The 25,954-nt window shown below is 60.2% G+C and carries 22 protein-coding genes; 15 read left to right on the top strand and 7 right to left on the bottom strand.

Translation table 11 applies throughout. The annotated features are described in order from the left end of the window. Nucleotides 1-51 precede the first annotated feature (51 nt). The 4 genes from rhlB (at nucleotide 52) to PSEUDOMOFG3G_RS03345 (ending at nucleotide 4,493) form a co-directional block, all read left to right on the top strand. Nucleotides 52-1,515, top strand: a complete 1,464-nt coding sequence (gene rhlB, locus PSEUDOMOFG3G_RS03360; RefSeq protein WP_047228857.1) for an ATP-dependent RNA helicase RhlB — start codon at nucleotides 52-54, stop codon at nucleotides 1,513-1,515. A 125-nt stretch (nucleotides 1,516-1,640) separates the two neighbouring features. Then, a complete protein-coding gene (locus PSEUDOMOFG3G_RS03355) occupies nucleotides 1,641-2,588 on the top strand; it encodes an ornithine cyclodeaminase family protein (protein WP_047228856.1) in 948 nt (315 codons plus the stop codon). Nucleotides 2,589-2,650: 62 nt separating this feature from the next. Continuing rightward, entirely contained in the window at nucleotides 2,651-3,778 is a 1,128-nt protein-coding gene (locus tag PSEUDOMOFG3G_RS03350) for an FAD-binding oxidoreductase (RefSeq protein ID WP_139049201.1), read from the top strand. 88 nt (nucleotides 3,779-3,866) lie between these two features. After that, the gene (locus PSEUDOMOFG3G_RS03345; protein WP_076383627.1) at nucleotides 3,867-4,493 is read left to right on the top strand and encodes a transcriptional regulator; all 627 of its coding nucleotides are present in this window, start codon (nucleotides 3,867-3,869) and stop codon (nucleotides 4,491-4,493) included. A 126-nt stretch (nucleotides 4,494-4,619) separates the two neighbouring features. On the opposite strand, the gene PSEUDOMOFG3G_RS03340 is transcribed toward PSEUDOMOFG3G_RS03345, so the two are convergent. The 6 genes from PSEUDOMOFG3G_RS03340 to PSEUDOMOFG3G_RS03315 form a co-directional block, all read right to left on the bottom strand. Next, complete coding sequence (locus tag PSEUDOMOFG3G_RS03340; protein WP_047228853.1) at nucleotides 4,620-5,396, bottom strand: ABC transporter substrate-binding protein; 777 nt, start codon at nucleotides 5,394-5,396, stop codon at nucleotides 4,620-4,622. Nucleotides 5,397-5,669: 273 nt separating this feature from the next. Further along, a complete protein-coding gene (moaE, locus tag PSEUDOMOFG3G_RS03335; protein WP_047228852.1) occupies nucleotides 5,670-6,122 on the bottom strand; it encodes a molybdopterin synthase catalytic subunit MoaE in 453 nt (150 codons plus the stop codon). A gap of 3 nt (nucleotides 6,123-6,125) precedes the next feature. Beyond that, nucleotides 6,126-6,368: a MoaD/ThiS family protein gene (locus tag PSEUDOMOFG3G_RS03330; protein WP_139049200.1), complete on the bottom strand. Its 243-nt coding sequence runs from the start codon at nucleotides 6,366-6,368 to the stop codon at nucleotides 6,126-6,128. Next, nucleotides 6,365-6,838, bottom strand: coding sequence for a cyclic pyranopterin monophosphate synthase MoaC (moaC, locus tag PSEUDOMOFG3G_RS03325; protein WP_076383624.1), 474 nt, complete (start codon nucleotides 6,836-6,838; stop codon nucleotides 6,365-6,367). Before moaC ends, PSEUDOMOFG3G_RS03330 begins: the two co-directional genes overlap by 4 nt. 259 nt (nucleotides 6,839-7,097) lie before the next feature. Further along, on the bottom strand, nucleotides 7,098-8,492 hold the full coding sequence (locus PSEUDOMOFG3G_RS03320) for a PhoH family protein (RefSeq protein ID WP_047228849.1): 1,395 nt from the start codon (nucleotides 8,490-8,492) through the stop codon (nucleotides 7,098-7,100). Nucleotides 8,493-8,827: 335 nt separating this feature from the next. After that, the gene (locus PSEUDOMOFG3G_RS03315) at nucleotides 8,828-9,952 is read right to left on the bottom strand and encodes a polysaccharide deacetylase family protein (RefSeq protein WP_139049264.1); all 1,125 of its coding nucleotides are present in this window, start codon (nucleotides 9,950-9,952) and stop codon (nucleotides 8,828-8,830) included. Between the two features lie 177 nt (nucleotides 9,953-10,129). Here PSEUDOMOFG3G_RS03315 and yaaA point away from each other — a divergent pair, with 177 nt between their 5' ends. After that, nucleotides 10,130-10,909, top strand: a complete 780-nt coding sequence (gene yaaA / locus PSEUDOMOFG3G_RS03310) for a peroxide stress protein YaaA (protein WP_139049199.1) — start codon at nucleotides 10,130-10,132, stop codon at nucleotides 10,907-10,909. 150 nt (nucleotides 10,910-11,059) lie between these two features. Here yaaA and PSEUDOMOFG3G_RS03305 read toward each other — a convergent pair whose 3' ends face one another. Beyond that, on the bottom strand, nucleotides 11,060-11,248 hold the full coding sequence (locus tag PSEUDOMOFG3G_RS03305) for a hypothetical protein (RefSeq protein ID WP_139049198.1): 189 nt from the start codon (nucleotides 11,246-11,248) through the stop codon (nucleotides 11,060-11,062). Nucleotides 11,249-11,720: 472 nt separating this feature from the next. Between PSEUDOMOFG3G_RS03305 and PSEUDOMOFG3G_RS03300 the strand changes: the two genes are divergently transcribed. From PSEUDOMOFG3G_RS03300 to PSEUDOMOFG3G_RS03255, 10 genes are all read left to right on the top strand, one after another. Next, on the top strand, nucleotides 11,721-13,037 hold the full coding sequence (locus tag PSEUDOMOFG3G_RS03300; RefSeq protein ID WP_139049197.1) for a nucleotide sugar dehydrogenase: 1,317 nt from the start codon (nucleotides 11,721-11,723) through the stop codon (nucleotides 13,035-13,037). Nucleotides 13,038-13,137: 100 nt separating this feature from the next. After that, a complete protein-coding gene (alg8, locus tag PSEUDOMOFG3G_RS03295; protein ID WP_370695168.1) occupies nucleotides 13,138-14,619 on the top strand; it encodes a mannuronan synthase in 1,482 nt (493 codons plus the stop codon). A gap of 35 nt (nucleotides 14,620-14,654) precedes the next feature. Further along, nucleotides 14,655-15,824, top strand: a complete 1,170-nt coding sequence (locus tag PSEUDOMOFG3G_RS03290; RefSeq protein WP_047228844.1) for an alginate biosynthesis protein Alg44 — start codon at nucleotides 14,655-14,657, stop codon at nucleotides 15,822-15,824. Nucleotides 15,825-15,839: 15 nt separating this feature from the next. Then, complete coding sequence (gene algK / locus PSEUDOMOFG3G_RS03285) at nucleotides 15,840-17,345, top strand: alginate biosynthesis TPR repeat lipoprotein AlgK (RefSeq protein WP_306670302.1); 1,506 nt, start codon at nucleotides 15,840-15,842, stop codon at nucleotides 17,343-17,345. A gap of 5 nt (nucleotides 17,346-17,350) precedes the next feature. Then, nucleotides 17,351-18,835: an alginate export family protein gene (locus PSEUDOMOFG3G_RS03280; RefSeq protein ID WP_139049263.1), complete on the top strand. Its 1,485-nt coding sequence runs from the start codon at nucleotides 17,351-17,353 to the stop codon at nucleotides 18,833-18,835. A 26-nt stretch (nucleotides 18,836-18,861) separates the two neighbouring features. After that, nucleotides 18,862-20,454, top strand: coding sequence for a mannuronan 5-epimerase AlgG (gene algG, locus PSEUDOMOFG3G_RS03275; protein WP_047228842.1), 1,593 nt, complete (start codon nucleotides 18,862-18,864; stop codon nucleotides 20,452-20,454). Nucleotides 20,455-20,465: 11 nt separating this feature from the next. Beyond that, entirely contained in the window at nucleotides 20,466-21,917 is a 1,452-nt protein-coding gene (locus PSEUDOMOFG3G_RS03270; RefSeq protein ID WP_139049195.1) for an alginate O-acetyltransferase, read from the top strand. Between the two features lie 23 nt (nucleotides 21,918-21,940). Then, complete coding sequence (locus tag PSEUDOMOFG3G_RS03265; protein WP_139049262.1) at nucleotides 21,941-23,065, top strand: mannuronate-specific alginate lyase; 1,125 nt, start codon at nucleotides 21,941-21,943, stop codon at nucleotides 23,063-23,065. 132 nt (nucleotides 23,066-23,197) lie between these two features. Beyond that, nucleotides 23,198-24,763 (top strand): MBOAT family protein, encoded by a 1,566-nt coding sequence (locus PSEUDOMOFG3G_RS03260; RefSeq protein WP_047228839.1) that lies wholly within the window; start codon nucleotides 23,198-23,200, stop codon nucleotides 24,761-24,763. A gap of 11 nt (nucleotides 24,764-24,774) precedes the next feature. Further along, the gene (locus tag PSEUDOMOFG3G_RS03255; protein WP_107321917.1) at nucleotides 24,775-25,950 is read left to right on the top strand and encodes an alginate O-acetyltransferase; all 1,176 of its coding nucleotides are present in this window, start codon (nucleotides 24,775-24,777) and stop codon (nucleotides 25,948-25,950) included. The last annotated feature ends 4 nt before the right edge of the window (nucleotides 25,951-25,954 follow it).

Raw genomic sequence — 25,954 nt, 5'->3', positions numbered from 1 at the left:
CCGTTTCTTGCATTACACTGGCCGGCGTACATTCCTTAACCAATCGATGAGATGACCGTGCTCAAAGCACTCAAGAAGATGTTCGGTAAAAGCGAGGCCGAGCAGCTCGTGCCTGGCCCCAGCGCACCTGCCCACAGCCCGAGTCGTGCCGAGGTGCAAAAAAAGCCGCGGCGGACAACGCCTGTTGCGAACACAGAAAAAGACGCGGCCACCGCGCCTGTCGCTCCCGCGCCGCAACAGCCACACAACGAAGCCCCCAAGCCACGCCGCGAGCGCGCCCCAAAACCGCCGGTCGTCGCCTGGAAGCTCGAGGATTTCGTCGTAGAACCCCAGGAAGGCAAGACCCGCTTCCATGATTTCAAACTCGCCCCTGAACTGATGCATGCCATCCAGGACCTGGGCTTCCCCTACTGCACGCCAATCCAGGCGCAGGTGCTGGGATTCACCCTCGCCGGTAAAGATGCCATCGGCCGCGCCCAGACCGGCACCGGCAAGACCGCCGCGTTCCTGATTTCCATCATTACCCAGTTGCTGCAGACCCCGCCGCCCAAAGAACGCTATATGGGCGAGCCTCGGGCGCTGATCATCGCCCCGACCCGCGAGCTGGTGGTGCAGATCGCCAAGGACGCCGCCGACCTGACCAAGTACACCGGACTGAACGTCATGACGTTCGTCGGCGGCATGGACTTCGACAAGCAGCTCAAGCACCTCGAAGCCCGTCACTGCGACATTCTGGTGGCAACACCGGGACGCCTGCTGGACTTCAACCAGCGCGGCGATGTGCACCTGGACATGGTCGAGGTGATGGTGCTGGACGAAGCCGACCGCATGCTCGACATGGGCTTCATCCCGCAAGTGCGCCAGATCATTCGCCAGACCCCACCGAAAAGCGAACGCCAGACCCTGCTGTTTTCCGCCACGTTCACCGAAGACGTGATGAACCTGGCCAAGCAATGGACCACCGACCCGTCCATCGTCGAGATCGAAGCGCTGAACGTCGCGAGCGAAAACGTCGAGCAGCACATCTACGCTGTGGCCGGCGCCGACAAGTACAAGCTGCTCTACAACCTGGTCAACGACAACGGTTGGGAGCGCGTGATGGTGTTCGCCAACCGCAAGGACGAAGTACGCCGTATCGAGGAGCGCCTGGTACGCGATGGCGTCAACGCAGCCCAGTTGTCGGGCGACGTGCCGCAACACAAGCGTATCAAGACGCTGGAAGGCTTTCGCGAAGGCAAGATCCGTGTGCTGGTGGCCACCGATGTGGCCGGGCGCGGGATTCATATCGACGGGATCAGCCACGTGATCAACTTCACCCTGCCGGAAGTGCCGGATGACTATGTGCACCGGATCGGGCGTACTGGGCGTGCAGGCGCCGCTGGCGTATCGATCAGCTTCGCCGGTGAGGATGACTCCTATCAGTTGCCGTCCATCGAAGCGTTGCTGGGGAAGAAGATCAATTGCGAAACCCCACCGACTCATCTGCTTCGGCCGGTTGAGCGCAAACGCCCTTAACCGTCGTCAGGAACCAGAAAGCGCAGCCGCAAACGCTGCGCTTTTTTTTCGTCCGGGATATTGCCCAACAGAACTATAAGTCCATAATGGACAAATTAGTTTACACAAAGCACCCCGGAGTCCCGATGTCCAGCACGCCCTACGTGATGACCCAAGCCCAGGCCCGAGAGCTGCTCGGCCAAGTCGACGTACCGCAGATTTTACGCAAGCTGTTCCACGACCTTGCCGCCGGACAGGCCGTCCAACCGCCCCAGCAACTTGTGGCGTTTCCCCAAGGCGCCGGGGATTTCATCAACTACCTGGGCGTGCTGGCTGAAGAGCAGGTCTACGGGGTCAAGACCTCACCGTATATCGTGCGCGAGCAAGGTCCATTGGTGACCGCCTGGACCCTGCTGATGTCGATGCAGACCGGCCAGCCACTGCTGCTGTGCGACGCCGCCGAACTGACCACCGCCCGCACCGCAGCCACCACTGCCGTCGCCGTGGATGCCCTGGCCCCATTCCAGGCCCGGCGCTTGGCAGTCATCGGCAGCGGCGCCGTGGCAAGGGCCCACGTGCAATACGTCAAGGGTCTGCGGGACTGGCAAAGCATCAGCCTCTATTCGCCCAGCCTGCAGAATAAATCGGCGCAAGAGCGTGCTTCGCTCACCGAGCTGGATCCGCGCCTGCAAATCGCTGCCAGCCTTGAAGCGGCGCTGCACGACGCCGATGTGGTGATGCTCTGCACCTCGTCCGCCAAGGCAGTGCTCGACCCACAAACACTGAGCAAGCCAGCCCTGATTACCTCCATCAGCACCAATGCTCCGCGCGCCCACGAAGTGCCCCCCCAGAGCCTCAACGACATGGACGTGTTCTGTGACTATCGTCAGACCACCCCCGGTTCGGCCGGTGAAATGTTGATTGCCGCTGAACAGCACGGCTGGGACGCGTCACGCCTGGTTGGGGATTTGCCTGAACTGCTCAGCGAACACGTAGCGCGTCCCGGCTATGAGCGCCATGTGTTTTTCCGCTCCATCGGCCTGGGGTTGGAAGACGTTGCGCTGGCGAATGCGCTTTATCAGTTGCACAACTGACACAGCCAATTTCCCCACAAGGTTTTACTAACTCCCGGCACCGCGCTCCACAGGAGAGCTTCATGACCTCAGCAGACTTCATCATCATCGGCGGTGGCATCGCCGGTGCTTCCACCGGTTACTGGCTGGCCCCCCACGGTCGGGTCATTGTGCTCGAGCGCGAATCCCATCCGGGCTACCACTCCACAGGGCGCTCGGCGGCGCTGTACAGCGCCGCCTATGGCACGCCTCAGGTGCGGGCGCTGACCCAGGCCAGCCGTGACTTTTTCGACGCCCCACCGGCCGGTTTCTGCGAGCACCCGCTGCTCACCCCACGGGGCGAAATGACCGTGGATTTCACCGGCGACCCGGCCGAGCTGAACAACCAGTACCTCAGCGCCAAGGCCACGGTGCCGCAGATGCAGCTACTCAGCGCCGAAGAAGCCTGTGTGCGACTGCCGATCCTGCGACGGGACAAGGTGCATGGTGCAATCTACGACCCCACCGCCTGTGACATCGACACCGATGCGCTGCACCAAGGCTACCTGCGCGGTATCCGCCGCAACGGCGGTCAGGTGCACACCGACACCGAAGTGCTGGGCCTGAGCCGCGACGATCAGGGGATGTGGCAGGTAGCAACCGCTGGCCAGACCTTCAGCGCTCCGGTGCTGATCAACGCGGCCGGCGCCTGGGCCGATCACATTGCCGAAATGGCCGGCGCGCGCAAGCTGGGCCTGCAACCCAAGCGGCGGGCAGCATTCATTTTTGCCGGCCCCGAGGGCGTGGACATTCATGACTGGCCGATGCTGGTGAGCCTCGACGAGTCGTTCTATATGAAGCCCGACGCCGGCATGTTCCTCGGCTCGCCGGCAAATGCCGATCCGGTGGAACCTCACGACGTACAGCCTGAAGAACTGGACATTGCCATGGGCATCTACCAGATCGAAGAAGCCACCACCCTGACCATCCGCCGTCCGACCCGCACCTGGGCCGGGTTGCGCAGTTTCGTCCCCGACGGCGACCTCTTGTCCGGTTTCGATCCCCAGGTACCGGGGTTGTTCTGGGTCGCGGCCCAGGGCGGCTACGGCATCCAGACGTCCCCGGCCATGGGTCAGGCCAGCGCGGCCCTGGTGCGCGGTGAGCCATTGCCCGAGACCTTGACCCGTTTCGGCCTGAGCACCACCCAGCTGTCGCCGGCACGCCTGGCTTGAACCCACCCAGGTGACGCATCGCCACGATTGCGGCACACTCCTGCGCGCCCCTGCTTCACGGGGCGCTGACACTGCCTGGAGCCCTGTCATGAACGCCCCGCAACCTGATCCGACACTGGATAATTTCCGCACCATCGCCGACGCCATCGCCACGCTGTTCTACCCTCACGCCGAAGTGGTGCTGCACGACCTGCGTACGCAGAAAGTCGACTACATCGCCAACAACCTGTCCAAGCGCGTGATAGGGGATGACTCGTCCCTGGAGGACATGCTCAGCGAAGAGATCAGCGAACGGAACATCGGGCCATACGAAAAACTCAATTGGGACGGGCAGAAAATCCGCAGCCTCAGCAGCGTCCTGCGCGATGCAGGGGGGCGCCCGCTGGCGGTGCTGTGCATCAATCTGAATATTTCGCTGTTCGAGAATGCCAAGGCCGCGCTGGACCTGTTCCTGTCGCCGGGCAAGTTGATCCCGCAGCCGGACTCACTGTTTCGCGATGACTGGCAGGAGCGGATCAACACCTTCCTCCACGCCTGGATGCGCGAGCGTCAGTTGAGCCTGAACCTGCTGACCCGCGACCATAAACGCGAACTGGTGCTGGCGCTGCATGCCGAAGGCGCCTTCAAAGGCAAAAGCGCCTCCAACTACGTGGCCAATGTGCTGAACATGGGGCGGGCGACGGTTTACAAGCATTTGAAGGAGTTGAAGGGCTGAGGTTTTTGTTGCCTGGCCTGGCCTCATCGCGAGCAGGCTCGCTCCCACAGGGGGTCTGTGTCGAACACGCTATTTGTGTTCAATGAGATCCAATGTGGGAGCGAGCCTGCTCGCGATAACGATCAATCAGTCGCCATAGATATCCGACTTGAAATACTTGGCCTGGATCTTCTGATACTCCCCACTGGCCCGAATCCCGTCGATGGCCTTGTTCAAGTCCGACACCAGTTGGGTATTGCCCTTGCGCACCGCGATCCCCGCGCCTTCACCGACGTATTTCGGGTCCTTGAGCTCCGGCCCGACAAACGCGTAGCCCTTGCCCCGGGGCATCGACAGAAAATCTTCGAGCGGGATGGTGTCAGCGAATATCGCGTCCAGTCGACCGGACGCCAGGTCCATGTAGATTTCTTCGTTGTTGCTGTAGCGCTTGACTGTCACGCCCTTGGGTTCGAAGACCTCCGTAGCGAAGCGGTCGGTGGTGGTCGCCCGTTGCACACCCACGGTCTTGCCTTTGAGACTGGCGTACTGATCATCGACCACCGCGCCCTCCTTCATGACCAGCCGCGACGAGGTGAAGTAGTACTTGTGAGTAAAATCCACCGACTTCTTGCGCTCTTCGGTGATGGTCATGGACGACAGCGCCATGTCGATTTTCTTCACCTTGAGCGACGGAATCAGCCCGTCAAACTCACTTTCGATCCACTGGCACTTGACCTTCATCTGCGCGCACAGCGCATTGCCAATGTCATAGTCAAATCCCTCGATCTTTCCTTCGGAGGTCTTGGAAGCAAACGGCGGATACGCCGCTTCGATGCCGATACGCAAAGTCTTCTCGGCGGCGAACAGACTGCTGGAGGCCAGCAGGCTCAAGGCCAGGCCGGTGATGAGGGGGAGCTTTTTCATGATCGATCTCTCGCGGGTTTGTTGTTGGTTTTGGCAGAGAAAGGTGAAGCGACGGATTTTATGTACTTATAAATCCATACTGGACTTTAATGTACATATCGTCAATTGGGGCAACCGCGAAAAGTGATGGGAGGCTAATGGCCTCATCGCGAGCAGGCTCGCTCCCACAGGAGGCCTGCGTCGAACACGAATACTGTGTACAACCTGGATCCCTTGTGGGAGCGAGCCTGCTCGCGATAGCGGTTGGCAGGCAATGAATCAGCAACAGGCTATCTACCGCTTCCAGCGATCCGCCGCCGCATGATCACTGTCACGCCCTTCGACCCAGCGCGGGCCATCGGCGGTGTTTTCCTTTTTCCAGAACGGCGCACGGGTCTTGAGGTAGTCCATTACAAAGGCGCAGGCGTCGAATGCCGCCTGGCGATGGGCACTGGCGGCCGCCACGAAGACGATCGGTTCGCCCGGCTCCAGGGCACCGATGCGATGCAGGACCTCCAGCTTGAGCAACGGCCAGCGCTGCTCGGCCTCGGCAGCGATCTTGCCCAAGGCTTTTTCAGTCATGCCCGGGTAGTGCTCCAGGAACATCCCGGACACATCAAGGCCGTCATTGAAGTCACGCACGTAGCCGACAAAACTCACCACCGCCCCCACGCCGACATTGGCCGCGTGCATCGCGTTGACTTCGGCGCCCGGGTCGAACGGATCGGCTTGCACCCGAATCGCCATGGCTCAGCCTCCGGTCACGGTGGGAAAGAATGCCACTTCGTCACCATCGACCAGCGGCTCGTCGAGCTGGCACAGGTCTTCGTTGCGGGCGCACATCAGGTTTTGTTCTTTCAAGACATCGAAACCATCACGCGCAGCCAACACTTTCCGCACGTCGTCCACCGTGGAAAAATCGCCCTCGACCCTCTGCGAATCAATGCCCAACGCTTCGCGATAACGCGCAAAGAACTTCACGGTAATTTTCATGGTGCATCCGCCTGGAAGTGGCCGCTCTTGCCGCCGAGTTTCTCCAGCACCCGCACGCCTTCGATGGTCATGCCCCGATCCACGGCCTTGCACATATCGTAGATGGTCAGCGCGGCAACACTGGCGGCGGTGAGGGCTTCCATCTCCACGCCGGTCTGCCCCGACAGTTTGCAACGGGCAACAATGCGCACCCGGTCCTCGCCTTCGGCATTGAGCTCGACCTTGACGCTGGTGAGCATCAGCGGATGGCAGAGCGGAATCAGGTCACTGGTTTTTTTCGCCGCCTGAATGCCGGCAATGCGCGCAACGGCGAACACATCGCCTTTGGGATGACCACCGCTGACGATCATCTGCAGTGTTTCGGGCAGCATGCGCACAAATGCTTCGGCCGTGGCTTCACGGAACGTCACGGCCTTGTCGGTCACATCGACCATGTTGGCGCGACCTTGGGAATCGAGATGAGTCAGCACAGGGTTACTCCTGATCGGGAGCATCGATTGTAAACCTGTGAGTCAGATTCCGGCAGGCCTGATTGTCGCACCTGTGGCGAGCGCAATTGCCCAATCACCGCAAATCCCCCTGTGGGAGCGAGCCTGCTCGCGATAGCGGTGTATCAGATAAAAATAGGTGGCTGATGCACCGCTATCGCGAGCAGGCTCGCTCCCACAGGGTTTTCGTACAGTCATAAAAAAACCGGCGACCTTGAGGTCGCCCGGTTCTGATGGTCAGTTACAGGTGAGATTCGGCGTATTCGGCCAGGATCGAGCGCGGTACGCCCTGCAGGGTGATGTGGACCCCGTTGGGGAAGTCTTTGAAGCGTTCGGTCAGGTAGGTCAGCCCGGAACTGGTCGCGGACAGGTAAGGGGTGTCGATCTGTGCCAGGTTGCCCAGGCACACCACTTTGGAACCGGCGCCAGCACGGGTGATGATGGTTTTCATCTGGTGCGGGGTGAGGTTCTGGCATTCGTCGATCAGGATCAGGCTCTGCTGGAAGCTGCGGCCGCGAATGTAGTTGAGGGATTTGAACTGCAACGGCACTTTGCTGAGGATGTAGTCGACGCTGCCATGAGTGCTTTCGTCATCCATGTGCAAGGCTTCAAGGTTATCGGTGATGGCGCCCAGCCAAGGCTCCATTTTTTCCGCTTCGGTGCCGGGCAAAAAGCCGATTTCCTGGTCCAGGCCCTGCACGCTACGGGTGGCGATGATGCGCCGGTAGCGCTTGCTGACCATGGTCTGTTCGATGGCGGCGGCCAGGGCCAGGATGGTCTTGCCCGAACCGGCGGCGCCGGACAGGTTGACCAGGTGGATATCCGGGTCGAGCAAGGCGAACAAGGCCAGGCTCTGGTAAATATCCCGCGGCTTGAGGCCCCAGGCCTCCTGATGCAGCAGGGGCTCCTGGTGCAGATCGAGAATCAGCAGCTTGTCGACCTGGATTTCCTTGATCCAGCCGACGAAACCCTGTTCGTCGATGATGAACTCATTGATGTGCACCGCCGGCAGATTGTCGATCAACTGCACCTGGTGCCAGGTGCGACCATGGTCCTGACGGGTCTCGACCTTGCTCACCCGGTCCCAGAAGGAGCCGGTCATGGTGTGATAGCCGTTGGGCAGCAGTGATACGTCGTCGACCAGTTGGTCGGTGCTGTAGTCCTCTGCCGCGATCCCGCAGGCGCGGGCCTTGAGGCGCATGTTGATGTCTTTGGTCACCAGCACCACGGCCTGATCCTGGTTGCGCGCGTGCAGGTCGATCAACTGGTTGATGATGATGTTGTCGTTCAGGTGTTCGGGCAGCACCAGGTTGGGTTCGGTGCGCTTGCTCATCAGGATCGAGAGCAGGCCTTTGGGACCACTTTTGCCACGCTGGATCGGCACACCCAGTTCAACGTCCTCGGGCGACGCGTCTCCCAGGGTCTTGTCGATCAGGCGGATCGCCTGCCGGCATTCGGCGGCGACGCTGTGATGCCCGCTCTTGAGCTTGTCCAGCTCCTCGAGCACGGTCATCGGGATGGCAACATGGTGTTCTTCGAAGTTCAGGAGTGCGTTTGGATCGTGGATCAATACGTTGGTATCGAGTACATAGAGGATTGGCTGGTTGGAGGAAGGGCTACGTCCGTGGTCATCCATACTCGGTCACCTTTGTGGGGGCCATTCGACGCAATACCGTGACAGTGCTGCGCCTCGAAGTAGCCACCGAATTCACCCGCAAGGCTTGAGGTGAACTGCACACAACTGGGTCTTGGAAGACGCCACCTGTGTTGCAGGTTTCGGCGGTCTGACTTCTTGATACTCCAAAACACATGACAGGAAAAAGCACTTTGACGCTTTTTTGAAGTTTATTTTTCAGAGTGACGAATAACGCTTGGCGTTGCGCCTTTGCGCCGTTAAAGTCGGAAGTCCGGTCGTCATGAAAGTGCGCCGAATTTCCCTCCTCCCCCCGTGTTTCCGGGCCTTTGGCCAAATCAGCGAAACGCGACCCGACAATCTTCCCAGCCGATCCCGCTTTGCGCCGTTTGCGCAATGAGCCAGGGCAGCGCCGTTTTCAGTGCATCCTGCTTGACGTTGAAATTGATCACGCCGCGGCGCCACAACAGCATCAGGGTCAGTGTGCGCTGGGCGCTTTGCTCGGGGTTGAGCCGGCCGGCGCCGTCCTGGGGGTCAATATCCCAGAGCGCCACTTGCAGGCCCTGGTTGCGGAAAAAGGCGCCGGCATCGCCACGACGCTGGCCCTGGGGCGGGCGGAACAGCGGTACGTAGTTTTCCGGCAGCTTGCCCTTGACCAGATCGACGCTGCGCCGCACTGAGTCCTGCCAATCCTGCCAATGGCTGTGGGAGCGGAACTCCCAACCCTGGACACCGACGCATTGCCCCGAATACAAGGCCTGGAGGTTGTTGACCGAGCGCTCTGCAAGCCGCGCCTGGATGTCCTTGCCCAGCACGAAGAAGGTGCCGTTCATGTTCGACTTGCGCAGGTATTCAGTCAGCCACGAGGTATTGTCCGGCGTGATGTTGGCCGCGCTGTCGAAGGTCAGCAGGAACAGCCGGTCGTTCAGATCATCACCATTGCGCTCGTAATCGCCGAAACGCGCGATTTCGCTGCTGGTCTGCGGAAACAACGCGGCCTTGCGCAACAGCTCGTCCAGATATTGAGCGTGGAAGATCCGGCTCGGCTCAGCCCACTTGATGTAGTAGGAGTTTTCATCGAGCGTGAGCCTGCCCGCCTCTTCGCGCAACGTCGCCAGGTCTTCCACCAGAAAACAGAACGAAGCGTCCTGATCGCAGCTTTGCTGAGCGAAGTTGTAGTTGCTCAGCAGTCGCTGCCACAACCGCGCGCGCAGGGTGTCGATCGCCGCCATATTGATTGTGCGCAGCCCCAGGTGCTGCTTGAGGGCGATTTCGTCCATGGCATCGGTGTCCAGCAGGACCCGGGCGAACATCAGGATCTCAGCTCGCGAGGCCACGTCGAACAGCGTCGGGCTGGTGAGCTGTTCCGGCCAGGTGCTGCGGTCCAGGGTGGCGATGTCGCTGGGTGCGGCAATGGCCGCGAAACTCAGGAACCAGGCCGACAATAGAAGGACGATGCGCAAAAGGGATGTCTCCATAACGAAACCCGCGCCGCATCATAGCCGATCCTGAAGCAATACCCTTGTGGTCAGAGGACTCGGTGGAAGCAAGGCTTGCCCATCCATCACCTATCACCCCAATAGCTGGAGTCCACCCGGACAACCCCCTAGAATCGCCGCACCTTTGAAGGAGACGATTACATGCTGATGGTGATTTCCCCCGCCAAGACCCTCGATTACGAAACACCGCCGGCCACCGAGCGTTTTACCCAGCCGCAGTACCTGGATCATTCCCAGGAACTGATCGAACAGTTGCGCGAACTCTCGCCGGCACAGATCAGCGAGCTGATGCACGTCTCCGACAAGATCGGCGGTCTCAATGCCGCACGATTCGGCAGCTGGACGCCGGCGTTCACCCCAGCCAATGCCAAACAGGCTCTGCTGGCTTTCAAGGGTGATGTGTACACCGGCCTCGATGCACAAAGCTTTGCCGAAGCCGATTTCGACTATGCCCAGGAGCATCTGCGCATGCTCTCCGGTCTTTATGGCTTGCTGCGCCCACTGGACCTGATGCAACCCTATCGCCTGGAGATGGGCACGAAGCTGGCCAATGCCCGCGGCAAAGACTTGTATGCCTTCTGGGGCACACGCATCAGCGAATGGCTGAACGAAGCGCTGGCTGACCAGGGCGACGACATACTGTTGAACCTGGCCTCCAATGAATACTTCTCGGCGGTCAAACGCAGCGCGCTCAAAGCGCGGGTCATTGATACCGAGTTCAAGGACCTGAAGAACGGCCAGTACAAAATCATCAGCTTCTACGCCAAGAAGGCCCGCGGCCTGATGAGCCGCTTCGTGATTCAGGAACGCATCAACGATCCAGCAACACTCAAGCAGTTCGATGCCCAGGGCTACCGTTTCAATGCTCAACAATCGAGCGCGGACAAACTGGTGTTCCTGCGTGACCATGCCCCCGAATAAAGCACATCTTTATATGGCCCCTTGATCAGGGGCCTTGATCAAACCCGAACACGTCATCCAACTTCCCCGCCCACTTCGTCAGTTCCATGACGCCAATAAATCGCCCCCTTCCCTCGCTAACTTTTGTTTCACTCGACACCTGTCAGTTTTTTACGTAGTGGCACCAAATTTTTTATTCGGTAGTGGCACAAAAATATCTACCCCTCTTAACTCCCCGTTATCAAAGGTCAAAACGGCAAGTGCCATCATCATGAGGTCAGTGCCATCTTTCATAATATTTCGAAAAATTTCGAAAATCGCGATGAGCGGATCGGAACTATGTGAAATTGCACGGCTCATACCACCCGTAACGATTCTCGCCGTGCGTGTAAGAGATGACTTACATAGGCCGTCGATCCAAGTAACCAAGTTGTCATGGCAATTTAGCGAAACGGTCGCCTATTTGGATCCATCTTATAAAGGACAGGAGATAACGCACCATTACTATCCCCTACAAGGCCAAGGCTGCGCCCCTATAACGTGCTCGCCAGAGCACACAAGCTTCTGATTTTGTGGGCTTTTTGCCAGGGATCGGAGGTGAAGGACCTTTGCACGAACGTTCCCGAATACGAGGACTGGCTGCATAACAGGGCAGGTCATAACAACTAGGCCGCATTGCGCACAACTTGAGTGCACTTATTTAGACACTCGGAACTTAGTATGCCTGCACACGGCACTGTGGCGCCTGCATTCCACACTTCCGAGTGCACTATGACCGCTGAACACTATTAACTCCGGCCATTTAATGGCGTGAAAAACAGAGGTAAATGCGATGCGCATTAGCATATTTGGTTTGGGTTACGTCGGTGCAGTATGTGCCGGTTGCCTGTCTGCACGGGGCCATGATGTCGTTGGCGTAGATGTCGCCAAAGACAAAATCGACATGATCAACGCCGGTAAATCGCCGATTGTTGAACCCGGTCTGGGCGAGCTGTTGGCACAAGGTATTGAAACAGGCCGTCTGCGCGGAACCACCAACTTCGCCGAAGCGATTCGTGATACTGACCTGTCGATGATTTGCGTCGGTACACCGAGCAAGAAGAACGGCGATCTGGAACTCAACTACATCGAAGCGGTGTGCCGCGAGATCGGTTTTGTTCTGCGCGACAAGACCACCCGCCACACCGTCGTGGTTCGCAGCACCGTGCTGCCAGGCACCGTGGCGAATGTGGTCATCCCGATTCTGGAAGACTGCTCCGGCAAAAAAGCCGGTGTCGATTTCGGCGTCGCGGTCAACCCTGAATTCCTGCGTGAAAGTACCGCGATCAAGGACTACGACCTGCCACCGATGACCGTTATCGGCGAGTTCGACAAAGCCTCCGGCGACGTTCTGCAATCGCTGTACGAAGAGCTCGATGCGCCGATCATCCGCAAGGACATCGCTGTCGCCGAGATGATCAAGTACACCTGCAACGTCTGGCACGCCACCAAGGTGACCTTCGCCAACGAGATCGGCAACATCGCCAAGGCAGTCGGCGTCGATGGCCGTGAAGTGATGGACGTGGTCTGCCAAGACAAGACCCTGAACCTGTCCCAGTACTACATGCGCCCAGGCTTCGCCTTCGGCGGCTCGTGCCTGCCCAAGGACGTTCGCGCCCTGACCTACCGCGCCGGTTCCCTGGACGTGGAAGCGCCGCTGCTCAACTCGCTGATGCGCAGCAACGAATCCCAGGTGCAGAACGCCTTCGACATCGTTTCCAGCCACGACAAGCGCAAAGTCGCCCTGCTGGGCCTGAGCTTCAAGGCCGGCACCGACGACCTGCGTGAAAGTCCATTGGTGGAACTGGCGGAAATGCTGATCGGCAAGGGTTTCGACCTGAAGATCTACGACAGCAACGTCGAATACGCCCGCGTCCACGGTGCGAACAAGGATTACATCGAGTCGAAGATTCCTCACGTCTCGTCCTTGCTCAACGCCGACTTCGACTCGGTGATCGACAGCTCCGACATCATCATCCTGGGCAACCGCGACGAGAAGTTCCGCGCGCTGACCGAGAACGTACCGGAAGGCAAGCAGGTCATCGACCTGGTTGGCTTCATGTCCAAGGCCACCAACCCGAGTGGCCGGACCGAAGGCATCTGCTGGTAAGTCTGTTTGCCGGCCGGGCCCAGGCCCGGCCGGCCTTTCGCCTGCCTTAACCCATCGGGCCGCCCACAAGGCCCGCCCGAGATAGAGACGGATGCAGATTATGCACAGGCTAAAGCACGGCCTGCTTCAGGCCGCCGGTTGGCTGTTTTACTTGAGTTTATTGATGGGCATCGCCATGGCGTTGCCCACGTCCACGTTCGACTCCGAATCCAAGGATTTCATTTTCCTGATCGGCGCCGTGGGCATTTGGCGTTACTCCATGGGAGCGACGCATTTCGTGCGCGGCATGATCTTCCTGTACATCGTCTACCCGCATCTGCGCCGCAAGGTACGCAAGCTGGGCAAGGCGGCGGATCCGTCCCACGTGTACCTGATGGTCACCAGCTTCCGGATCGACGCACTGACGACCGCCCAGGTCTACAGTTCGGTAATCCGCGAAGCCATCGACTGCGGGCTGCCGACCACTGTGGTCTGCTCCATCGTGGAAATGTCCGACGAACTGCTGGTCAAGAGCCTCTGGGCCCGCATGAACCCGCCAGAGCACGTCAAGCTGGACTTCGTGCGCATTCCTGGCACCGGCAAGCGTGACGGCCTGGCCTTCGGTTTCCGCGCCATCTCCCGCCACTTGCCGGACGACCGTGCAGTGGTCGCCGTGATCGATGGCGATACCGTGCTCGGCGAAGGCGTGGTGCGCAAGACCGTGCCGTGGTTCCAGCTGTTCGGCAACGTCGGCGGCCTGACCACCAACGAGTTCTGCGAGGTGCGCGGCGGCTACATCATGAGCGAATGGCACAAACTGCGCTTCGCTCAGCGCCACATCAACATGTGCTCCATGGCCCTGTCCAAGCGTGTGCTGACCATGACCGGCCGCATGTCGGTGTTCCGCGCCACCGTGGTCACCAACCCGGATTTCATCGCCGACGTGGAAAGCGACTCGCTGCAACACTGGCGCCTGGGCCGCTTCAAGTTTCTCACCGGCGACGACAAATCGAGCTGGTTCAGCCTGATGCGCCTGGGCTACGACACGTTCTACGTACCCGATGCGGCGATCAACACCGTCGAGCACCCGCCGGAAAAAAGCTTCATCAAGGCCAGTCGCAAGCTGATGTTCCGCTGGTATGGCAACAACCTGCGGCAGAACTCCCGGGCACTGGGCCTGGGCATGAAGCGTCTGGGCCTGTTCACCTCGGTGGTGCTGTTCGACCAGCGCGTGTCGATGTGGACCTCGCTGCTGGGCCTGACCGTGGCGCTGATTGCCAGCTTCAAGTACGGCACCGCGTTCATCCTGGTGTACCTGCTGTGGATCGGCATCACCCGGTTGCTCTTGACCCTGTTGCTGTCGTGCTCCGGACACCGGATCGGTCCGGCCTACCCGGCGATTCTGTATTACAACCAGATCGTTGGCGCGCTGGTGAAGATCTACGTGTTCTTCCGCCTCGACCAACAGTCCTGGACTCGCCAGCCCACCCATCTGACCCGTGATCTCGCCAGCTTTCAACGTTGGTTCAACACTTGGTCGTCTCGGACCATGACCTTCTCCGCCGGCAGCGTTTTCGTTGCCGTGCTGCTGATGATGGTCTGACCGAACTCGCCTGAATTAACTAGGAAATCGCCCCTATGAACACCGCCGTGAATGTCAACGTAGTGCATGAATCCGAAGCCCAGCGCCAACACGCCCGAGTGAAAATCCCGGCCAAATTGCGCTTCTTCGGTCCCGACCGTACCCCCATGGAAGTCAAGGTCCTGGACCTGTCGGCCGGAGGCCTGTGCTTCAACGCCGGCCAGATGCCGCTCAAGGTCGGCGAAGCGTACAAAGGCCGCCTGCAATTCGTGATCGACAACCTTGGCCTGGCCATGGACGTGGAACTGCAGGTTCGCTCCTACGACCGCCAGACCGGTCGTACCGGTTGCCAGTTCCAGAATCTGGAGCCTCGGGACATCTCGACGCTGCGTCACATCATCACCTCGCACCTGGCCGGCGACATCGTCGGCGTCGGCGATGTGCTGGCGACCTTGCAACGCGACAACTTCACCAAGGCGCGCAAGCAGAAGGACGACAACGGTGGCATGACCGCCCTGGGCCGCCTGCGGGCCGTGACCTTCAGCCTGGCGATTTTTATCGTCGGCCTGGCGGCATTCGGCTTCATCTTCAAGTCGGTGTACGGCATGTACTTCGTCAGCCACGCCCAGGCGGGCCTGGTGAACGTACCGGGCATGGCTATCACCATGCCGCGCGACGGCACCGTGCAGAGTCTGGTCAAGGCCGACGGCGTTGCTGCCAAAGGCGCCCCGCTGGCCACGTTCAGCACCAGCATGCTCGATGTGCTCAAGGGCCATCTGGACGACAACCAGCTGCAACCGGCCAAGGTCGAGGAGCTGTTCGGCAAGCAAATGACCGGCACCCTGACCTCGCCGTGCGACTGCATCGTGTCCCAGCAACTGGTGTCCGACGGTCAGTACGCCAGCAAGGGTGACGTGATCTTCCAACTGGTCCCACGGGGCACCGAAGCCAACGTCGAAGCACGCTTCTCCTATCGCCAGTTCGGCGACGTGCGCCCAGGCACTCCGGTCAGCTTCCAGGTTGCCGGCGAAGACACCACCCGTACCGGCAAGATCGTCAGCAGCACCAGCCTGAAAAGTGCCGACCTGTCGTCCGATATCCGCGTACTGATCCAGCCTGACGAACCCCTGGACAGCTCGCTGGCCGGCCGGCCGGTAGAAGTTACCAGCGACCGTGGCCCGAACCTGAACTGGCTGATCGACAAAGCCATGGCTGTCGGTATTTAAGCGGAGGACATGCTCGTGACGACTCCACAAGACAACAAGACGCCGCATACCCTGTGGGCGCGAGCCTGCTCGCGATGGGATCAAAGCGGTGTGCCTGGTGTATCGAGCGGCCTGCATCGCGAGCAGGCTCGCTCCCACACAGGGTATGCGTTGTGCGCGCTGGCGCTGGCAATCGGCCTCAGCGGCTGCGCCGGCCTGCCCGACCAGCGCCTGGCCAACGAAGCCCTCAAGCGCGGTGACACGACGCTGGCACAGCAGAACTATCAGCAACTGGCAGACCTGGGCTACAGCGAAGCCCAGGTCGGCCTGGCCGACATCCAGGTGGACAGCCGCGACCCCGAGCAGATGAAAAAGGCCGAGGCGACTTACCGCGCCGCGGCCGATATCTCGCCACGGGCCCAGGCTCGCCTGGGCCGCCTGCTGGTGGCCAAGCCCGGCTCCAGCGAAGCGGAAAAGCACGAAGCCGAAGGCCTGTTGAAGAAAGCCTTCGCCAACGGTCAGGGCGGCACCCTGATCCCGCTGGCGATGCTGTACCTGCAATATCCCCAAAGCTTCCCGAACGTCAACGCTCAGCAGCAGATCAGCCAATGGCGCAGCGCCGGTTACCCGGAAGCGGGCCTGGCGCAGATTCTGCTCTATCGCACCCAGGGCACCTACGACCAGCATCTGGATGAAGTGGAAAAAGTCTGCAAGGCGGCATTGGCCACCACCGACATCTGCTACGTCGAACTGGCCACGGTCTATCAGAAACGCGGCCAGCCTGAACAGCAGGCCGAGTTGCTCAAGCAAATGCAGGCCGGTCACCAGAGTGGCACCGTCTCCGCCCAGCGTGTGGACAGCGTCGCCCGCGTCCTGGCCGATACGAGCCTGGGCAAGACCGACGAAAAAACCGCACAGTCGTTGCTCGAAGGCATCGCCCCTGGCTATCCCGCTGCCTGGGTCAGCCTGGCGCAGATTCTCTACGACTTCCCCGAGTTGGGTGACGTCGACAAGATGATGCAGTACCTGGAAAACGGCCGCGCCGCCGATCAGCCACGTGCCGATCTGTTGCTGGGCAAGCTGTACTACGAAGGCAAATGGGTGCCGGCTGACGCCAAGGTCGCCGAAGCGCATTTCCAGAAAGCCGTTGGCCGCGAAGTGGCCGCCGATTACTACCTGGGCCAGATCTATCGCCGTGGTTACCTGGGCCAGGTGTACTCGCAAAAAGCCCTGGACCATCTGCTCAAGGCCGCCCGCAACGGCCAGAACAGCGCCGATTTCGCCATTGCCCAGTTGTTCTCCCAAGGCAAGGGCACCAAGCCCGACCCGGTCAATGCCTATGTGTTCAGTCAATTGGCCAAGGCCCAGAACACCCCGCAAGCCATCGAGCTTGCCCAGACCCTCGAAGCCCAATTACCGCCGAACCAGCTTGCACAAGCCCAGCGCCTGCTACAACAAGAGCAGGCCATTCGCGGCTCCATGAGCCCCGATACGCTGGAACTGCAAGCCCTAAAAGAAGATGACGGCGAGGAACCTCTATGAAGCCTTTGAAGCTCAATCCTTTTGTGCAGGCCGGTATTGGCCTGTCGTTTGCCCTGCTGTGGTCCTGTCCGACCCTGGCGGCCCTGACTGAAGACCAGAACTTCGGCCTGGACGTGAAAATCACCGCCCAGTCCGAAGACGATCGCGACCTCGGCACCCAGCGCGGCGGCGACGTCAACGGTATCGGTCTGGACCTGCGTCCGTGGATCTACGGTGAGCGCGGTGCCTGGAGCGCCTACGCCATGGCCCAGGCCGTGACGTCTACCGACACCATCGAGACCGACACCCTGCAACAGTCCGATGACGCGACCGCGCAAACCGACAGCGGTGATCGCGAAGTCAAGAAGAACTACCTGGCCATGCGCGAATTCTGGATTGGCTATCGGGGCCTGACCCCTTACCCGGGCGAACAGCTGAAATTCGGTCGCCAACGCCTGCGCAACGAAGACGGCCAATGGCGCGACACCAACATCGAAGCCCTGAACTGGACCTTCGATACCACCTTGTTGCGGGCCAACCTGGGTGTCGCCGAGCGCTTCAGCGAATACCGCACCGACCTCAAGGAATTGTCGCCTGACGACAAGGACCGCCTGCACGTCTACGGTGACGTGGGCTACCAGTGGATGCCAGGCCAGTGGGCCGGAATCCGTGCCCACCATACCCACGACAATGGCAGCCTCGATTACCCGACCCCGGGCGAAGCCACCGATTCCCTGGACAAGACCCAGAACGGTGACCTGTCCTGGCTGGGCCTGGAAGCCAACAGTGACGCCTACAACTGGCGTAACACCAACACCGTCAACTACTGGGCCAGCCTGACCGGCATGACCGGCGATCGCGACACCGTCAACTCGCTCAACGCCGACGGCACGCGCCCCACGCAACTCAAGCGCAGTGACGACGTCGATGGCTGGGCCACCGACCTGGGCATCCGTCTGCGCCTGGATCCGCAGTGGCAAGTCGGTGCGGCCTATGCCCGCGCCAGCGAGGACTACGAACAGAACGGTCTGCAAAGCAACCGCTCGAACTACACCGGTACCCGCTCGCGGGTCCACCGTTTCGGTGAAGCCTTCCGTGGCGAAATGGCCAACACCCAGAGCGCCAGCCTGTTCGGTTCCTGGCAGTTGCGTGACGAATACGACGCAAGCCTGGTGTACCACAAGTTCTGGCGCGTGGACGGCAACAAGCCTGTGGGCAGTAACGGCATCAACGCGGTGGAAAACAACACCGACGATGTGACCGGCGCAATCCTGTCCACCTCGTCCCTGCCACTGCGCGACGGTAACAAGGACCTGGGCCAGGAAGTCGACCTTGTGGTCACCAAGTACTTCAAGCAAGGCCTGCTGCCGGCAGCGCTGAGCCAGTCCATCGACGAGCCGTCGGCGCTGGTGCGCTTTCGTGGCGGTGTGTTCAAGCCTGGCGACGCCTACGGCAAAGAGGTCGATTCATACATGCATCGCGCCTTTGTCGACGTGATCTGGCGCTTCTGATGCGAATGACCATGGGAGTGCCCGATATGAACCGCTACCTCAGGAACAGCCAGGCGATGAAAGGTTCGATCAGCCTGTTGGCCGCAGCGATGCTGCTGGCCGGCTCGTCGGCGTTCGCCAACGTTGAACCGGTGGTCAAACCGGGCAACGTGGTCAAGGAACTGCAGCAGGCCAAGACCTACACCGTCAGCAGCGCGCCGACCGCTCCGCTGGAACTGGCTGCGCCGACCCTGCCCGACCTCACAGGCTTCACCGCCGAAGCGGCCGCGGCCAAGATCGTGCGCAGCAAGCCCGGCAAGGTCAGCGTGCGCCGGATGATGCAGGAAAACGCCTTGAAGGACTTCATCGGCGGCGACAACAAGATGGCCGAGTGGGTGGTGCGCCAGCACGGCATCCCACAGGCCATCTTCATCGACGATGGCTACATGAACCTCAAGGACCTGGCCAAGAAAGTGCCCAAGCAGTACCTCAGGGAAACCTCGCCAGGTGTCTTCCTGGCCAGGATTCCGATTGTGGTGGGTGAAAAAGGCATTCTGGAAATCGACCAACAGACCCAGGAACTGCGCCTGTCCCAAGAGGGCGGCTCCTTCCTGGTCAACGATGGAAAGATGTTCATCCGCGACACCAAGGTCACTGGCTGGCGCGAAAAGGACAATGGCCCCGCCACGTTCCGCTCGGCCAACGAATTCCGTCCGTTCCTGCTGTCCTGGGGCGGCACCGAGACTTACATCGTCAATACCAAAATGGCCAGCTTCGGCTACGCCAACAGTAAGTCGTACGGGGTCAGTATTTCCCAGTACACGCCCAACATGGCCAAGGTCCTCAAGCGCCCGGAACCGACCGGCTGGATCATCGATTCCGAGTTCTCGGACATGTGGTACGGCTTCTATTGCTACGAAACCAACGACTTTGTGGTCAAGGGCAACACCTACAAGGACAACATCGTCTACGGCATTGACCCCCACGACCGTTCCCATCGGCTGATCATCGCCGACAACACCGTCTACGGGACCAAGAAGAAGCACGGGATCATTATTTCCCGTGAGGTCAACGACAGCTTCATTTTCAACAACCGCAGCTACGACAACAAACTCTCGGGCCTGGTGATCGACCGTAACAGCGTGAACAACCTGATCGCCTACAACGAGATCTACAAGAACCACACCGACGGCATCACGCTTTACGAGAGTGGTGACAACCTGTTGTGGGGCAACAAAGTGATCAGCAACCGGCGCCACGGCATCCGGATTCGTAACAGCGTGAACATCCGCCTTTACGAAAACGTCTCCATGGCCAACGGCCTGACCGGTCTTTACGGCCACATCAAGGACCTGTCCGACACCGACCGGGACATCAAGCTCGACCCGTTCGACGCCCAGGTCTCGCTGATCGTGGTCGGTGGTGAACTGGCTGCCAACGGCAGCGGCCCATTGTCCATCGACTCACCGTTGAGCGTTGAGCTCTACCGCGTGTCCATGCTCGCGCCGACCAAATCCAGCGGCATCAGCTTCTCGGGGATCCTGGGCGAGCGCCAGGATGAAATTCTCGACCTGCTGGTGCGCCAGCAGAAAGCCGTGCTGATCGACCCTGTCGAACGCCAGACTGAATTGCGGGACTGAGGATGACCTTTATGAACCCACAGATGATCAAACTTCTGGGCCTGTCCGCCCTGACTGCCGGCATTCTCGCCGCCACAAGCGGCGCGCGCGCCGCTGAAACCACAGCGCCTGTGTTCACTGCCGAACCGTGCTGCAACCTGTGCCCGGCTGCTTATGACGCGAAGAACTACACCACGCGCTATCAGCAGAACTTCACCACGCTGGTACAGGCCCAGGGCGATTGGCTGTTCCGTACCCAGGAAGACCTGCGTACCGAATTCAATACCACCCCGGCCGGCTACAAGCGCATGCAGCAGTTGCACGACGCGTTCAAGAAAAAAGGCGTTGAGCTGGTGCTTGTGTATCAACCGACCCGGGGCTTGGTGAACCGCAACAAACTCAACCCTCAGGAAAAGGCCAGTTACGACTTCGACAAGGCCCTGACCAACTACAAGAGCATGCTCGGGCGTTTCGCGCAGATGGGTTATGTGGTGCCGGACCTGTCGCCGTTGACCAACGAAAACCTGCCCGACACCCTGCCGGCCCACGATTTCTACTTCCGTGGCGACCAGCACTGGACCCCGTACGGCGCCCAGCGCACGGCGAAGATCGTGGCCGAGAAGGTCAAGCAGATCCCGGCCTTTGCCGACATTCCCAAGCGTGAGTTCGAGACCAAGAAGTCCGGCCGCATGGGCAAGACCGGCACCCTGCACAACATGGCCGGCCAGCTGTGCGGCACCAGCTACGCGGTCCAGTACATGGACCAGTTCACCACCGAGCCTAAAGGCGAGGCCGGCGACGGCGACCTGTTCGGCGACTCCAGTGATCCGCAAATCACCCTCGTGGGCACCAGTCACAGCGGCAAGAACTACAACTTCGCCGGCTTCCTTCAAGAAGCCATCGGCGCTGACATCCTCAACGTCGCCTTTCCCGGCGGCGGTCTGGAAGGCGCGATGATCCAGTACCTGGGCAGCGAAGAATTCCAGAAAAGCCCGCCGAAAATCCTCATCTGGGAATTCTCGCCGCTGTATCGCCTCGACCAGGAAACCATCTACCGCCAGATGATGGCGTTGCTGGACAACAACGGTTGCGAAGGCAAGCCCGCGCTGATGAGCAGCAAGACTGCCCTCAAGCCCGGCAAGAACGAATTGATGGTCAACAGCAAGAACATGGACCTGCGTAACGGCAGCCACCAGATCGATATCCGCTTCGCCGATACGTCGGTGAAAACCTTACAAGCCACCCTCTGGTACATGAATGGGCGCCACGAGGATATCAAGATCGAAAAACCGGACACTTCCGAAACCGACGGACGTTTCGCCTTCCAATTGCGCACCGACGAGGACTGGGCTTCCCAGAACCTGCTGGCTGTAGAAGTCCAGGGACCTGAAGCCGGTGCCGAGCCACAGCAAATCGAAGCGAAAGTCTGCAAACGCAACGCATCTCCGCAAGCCGGGCAACAAACGGCTCAAATCGGACAATGAGGTCTCGTCTCATGACTAGAACCATGCGCACCCGAACGTTGAAAACGCTGCTGGCGCCGTCCCTGCTGACCCTGGCGATATTCGCCGGCGCGACGCAGGCCGCGGCCCCGCTACGCCCGCCCCAGGGTTACTTCGCACCGATTGAAAAATTCAAGACGGGCAGCTCTGACGAGCGCTGCGAGGCAGTACCGACGCCCTACACGGGCGCCCTGCAATTTCGCAGCAAGTACGAGGGTTCCGACAAGGCCCGCGCAACGCTGAACGTGAAATCGGAAAAAGCCTTCCGTGATGCCACTTCCGACATCACCCGGATCGAACGCGGCGTCAGCAAGCAAGTGATGCAATTCATGCGTGACGGCCGCCCCGAGCAGCTGGAATGCACCCTGAACTGGCTGACCGCCTGGGCCAAGGCCGATGCGCTGATGTCCAAGGACTTCAACCACACCGGCAAGTCCATGCGCAAATGGGCCCTGGGAAGCATGGCTTCGGCCTACGTACGCCTGAAGTTCTCCGAGTCTCGCCCACTGGCCAATCACCAGGAGCAGGCGCAACTGATCGAAGGCTGGTTCAGCAAGATGGCCGATCAGGTGGTGAGCGACTGGGACAACCTGCCGCTGAAAAAAATCAACAACCACTCCTACTGGGCCGCCTGGTCGGTGATGGCCACCGCCGTGGCGACCAACCGCCGCGACCTGTTCGATTGGGCCGTCAAGGAATACAAGGTCGGCGCCAACCAGGTCGACGCCGAGGGCTTCTTGCCCAACGAACTCAAGCGCAAGCAACGAGCCCTGTCCTACCACAACTATGCCCTGCCGCCTCTGGCGATGATCGCCAGTTTCGCCCAGGTCAACGGCGTGGACCTGCGCCAGGAAAACAACGGCGCCCTCAAGCGCCTGGGTGACCAGGTGCTGGCCGGGGTGAAAGACCCGGAGATATTCGAAGACAAGAACGGCGACGAGCAGGACATGAAGGATCTGAAAATCGATTCCAAGTTCGCCTGGCTGGAACCGTTCTGCAGCCTCTACACCTGCCCCGAGGATGTGCTGGAACGCAAGCATGAAATGCAACCGTTCAAGACGTTCCGCCTCGGCGGGGACTTGACCAAGGTGTACGACCCGTCATGGGAAAAAGGCGAAAAAGGTAGCTGATGCCGTATCCCCTGCCTGGCAGGGGAGCTGTGGGAGCAAAGCGTCTGAAATGTAATAAAACCTCCCGGTTTTCATGGGGGGGTTTGGGGGGGCTCTGGCCCTTGACTGTTGATTCAACATGGAGAGATCGGGATGGTATTTTCATCCAATGTGTTCCTGTTCCTGTTCTTGCCGATCTTTCTCGGCTTGTACTACTTGAGCGGGCAACGCTATCGCAACCTGCTGTTATTGCTGGCCAGCTATGTGTTCTATGCCTGGTGGCGCGTGGACTTCCTTGCGCTGTTCGCCGGCGTCACCCTGTGGAACTACTGGATCGGCCTGAAAGTCGGCGCCGCCGGCGTGCGCACCAAACCGGCCCAGCGCTGGCTGTTGCTCGGCGTGGGTGTGGATCTGTGCATCCTGGGCTACTTCAAGTACGCCAACTTCGGTGTGGACAGCCTCAACGCGATCATTACCGGCTTCGGTCTCAATCCGTTCATCCTGACCCACGTGTTGTTGCCGATCGGGATCTCGTTCTACATCTTCGAGTCCATCAGCTACATCATCGACGTGTATCGCGGTGATACCCCGGCGACCCACAACCTGATCGACTTTGCAGCGTTCGTGGCGATCTTCCCGCACCTGATCGCCGGCCCCGTGTTGCGTTTCCGCGACCTGGCCGATCAGTTCAACAACCGCACCCACACCCTGGACAAGTTCTCCGAAGGCTGCACGCGCTTCATGCAGGGCTTCATCAAGAAGGTGTTCATCGCCGACACCCTGGCGGTGGTGGCCGATCATTGCTTTGCCCTGGAGAACCCGACCACGGGCGATGCCTGGCTCGGCGCCCTGGCCTACACCGCGCAACTGTACTTCGACTTCTCCGGCTACAGCGACATGGCCATCGGCCTGGGCTTGATGATGGGCTTCCGTTTCATGGAGAACTTCAAGCAGCCCTACATCAGCCAGTCGATTACCGAGTTCTGGCGGCGCTGGCACATCAGCCTGTCGACCTGGCTACGCGATTACCTCTACATCACCCTGGGCGGCAATCGCAAAGGCACGCTGATGACCTATCGCAACCTGTTCCTGACCATGCTGCTCGGTGGTCTGTGGCACGGCGCGAACATCACCTACGTGATCTGGGGTGCCTGGCACGGTATGTGGCTGGCCATCGAAAAAGCGGTGGGTATCAACACCACGCCACGCAGCATCAACCCGATCCGTTGGGCACTGACGTTCCTGCTGGTGGTGATGGGCTGGGTGATCTTCCGTGCCGAGAACCTGCACGTGGCCGGCCGCATGTATGGCGCCATGTTCAGCTTCGGTGACTTGTCGCTGTCGGAACTGACCCGTGCCAACCTCACCGGCCTGCAAATCGCCACGCTGGCGGTGGCCTACGCCACCCTCGCCTTCTTTGGCCTGCGCGATCTCTACACCAATCGTCCACCGGTCAAGACCAAGCCTGAAGTGAACACCGAGGCCGATGGTCCGGCCACTGCACAACCTGGACTGATCAAGGCTGTACCGGGCGACAACCCGTCGAGCATTCATCAACCGGGCTACACCGTGGGCGTCGAAGCCCAGGTGCAACCGGCGTACTGGGTCGCTGACTGGCCGCGCTACGTGATGCGCACGCTGGTGCTGGTGCTGTTCATCGCCTCGATTCTCAAACTCTCGGCGCAAAGCTTCTCGCCGTTCCTTTACTTCCAGTTCTGAGGGATCTGAACATGACCCGCTCATTACGCATCTTCTACATCGCACTGTTCCTACTGACCTTGACGGTCCTGGGCCTGTGGTCGGTGCGCAGCTTCTTCGGCTTCAGCACCAACCCTGATGCGACCGTGCTCAACGGTCGTTGGAGCAAAGCCGTCGAGACGCACTACGACGACGAGTTCCCGATCAAGCGCCTGGGCACCAACATCTGGGCGGCACTGGACTACAAGCTGTTCAACGAGGGCCGCAAAGGCGTGGTCCTGGGTCGCGATCAGTGGCTGTACAGCGACGAAGAGTTCAATCCGATCGTCAACGAAGAGCAAAACCTGCAAGGCAACTACGCGCTGGTCGAAGGCGTGCGCCAGAAGCTCAAGGAACAGGGCATTACCCTGGTGATGGCGATCGTGCCAGCCAAGGCGCGCCTCTACCCGGAACACTTGGGTGAAGTGAAGCCATCCAGCATTCACGCCAACCTCTATCAGGATTTCCATGCCCGTGTGGCGGCAGACAAGATCCTGGCCCCTGACCTGCTCGGCCCGATGCAACAGGCCAAGCAAAACGGCCAACAAGTGTTCCTGCGCACCGACACCCACTGGACTCCCGAAGGCGCGCAGGTCGCCGCCGAGATGCTGGCGAAGACGATTGCCGAGCGCACCCCACTCAACGGCGAGCCACAACGTTTCGTGACAACGCCAGCGGAAAAAATCATCCACAAGGGCGACCTGCGTCAGTTCCTGCCTCTGGACCCGCTGTTCGAAAACCTGATGCCAGCCCAGGAGCCGCTGGTCAAGCGCACCACCCGTGAAGCCGACGATCAGCCGGCCGAAGGCGACGCGCTGTTTGCCGATGCCCAAGTGCCGGTGGCGCTGATCGGCACCAGCTACAGCGCCAACCCCACCTGGAACTTCGTCGGTGCCCTCAAGCAGGCCCTGAACAGCGACGTCGTGAACTACGCCGAAGACGGCCATGGCCCGATTCTGCCGATGCTCAGCTACCTCAAGAGCGACGCCTTCAAGAACAGCCCGCCCCAGGTACTGATCTGGGAGTTTCCTGAACGTTATCTGCCTGTGAACAACGAAATCGGTGACGCCGACCCGCAGTGGGTCGCAGAACTCAAGCAAGCCGGCGCACGCCAACAGAACGTAGCCGCCAACACCCCATCCGAGACGCCCGACCGGGCGCAAAACTGAAAGA

This window comes from Pseudomonas sp. FG-3G (genome assembly GCF_901007645.1).
Lineage (GTDB): Bacteria > Pseudomonadota > Gammaproteobacteria > Pseudomonadales > Pseudomonadaceae > Aquipseudomonas > Aquipseudomonas rhizophila.
This window is presented reverse-complemented; position numbering and strand designations above follow the sequence as displayed.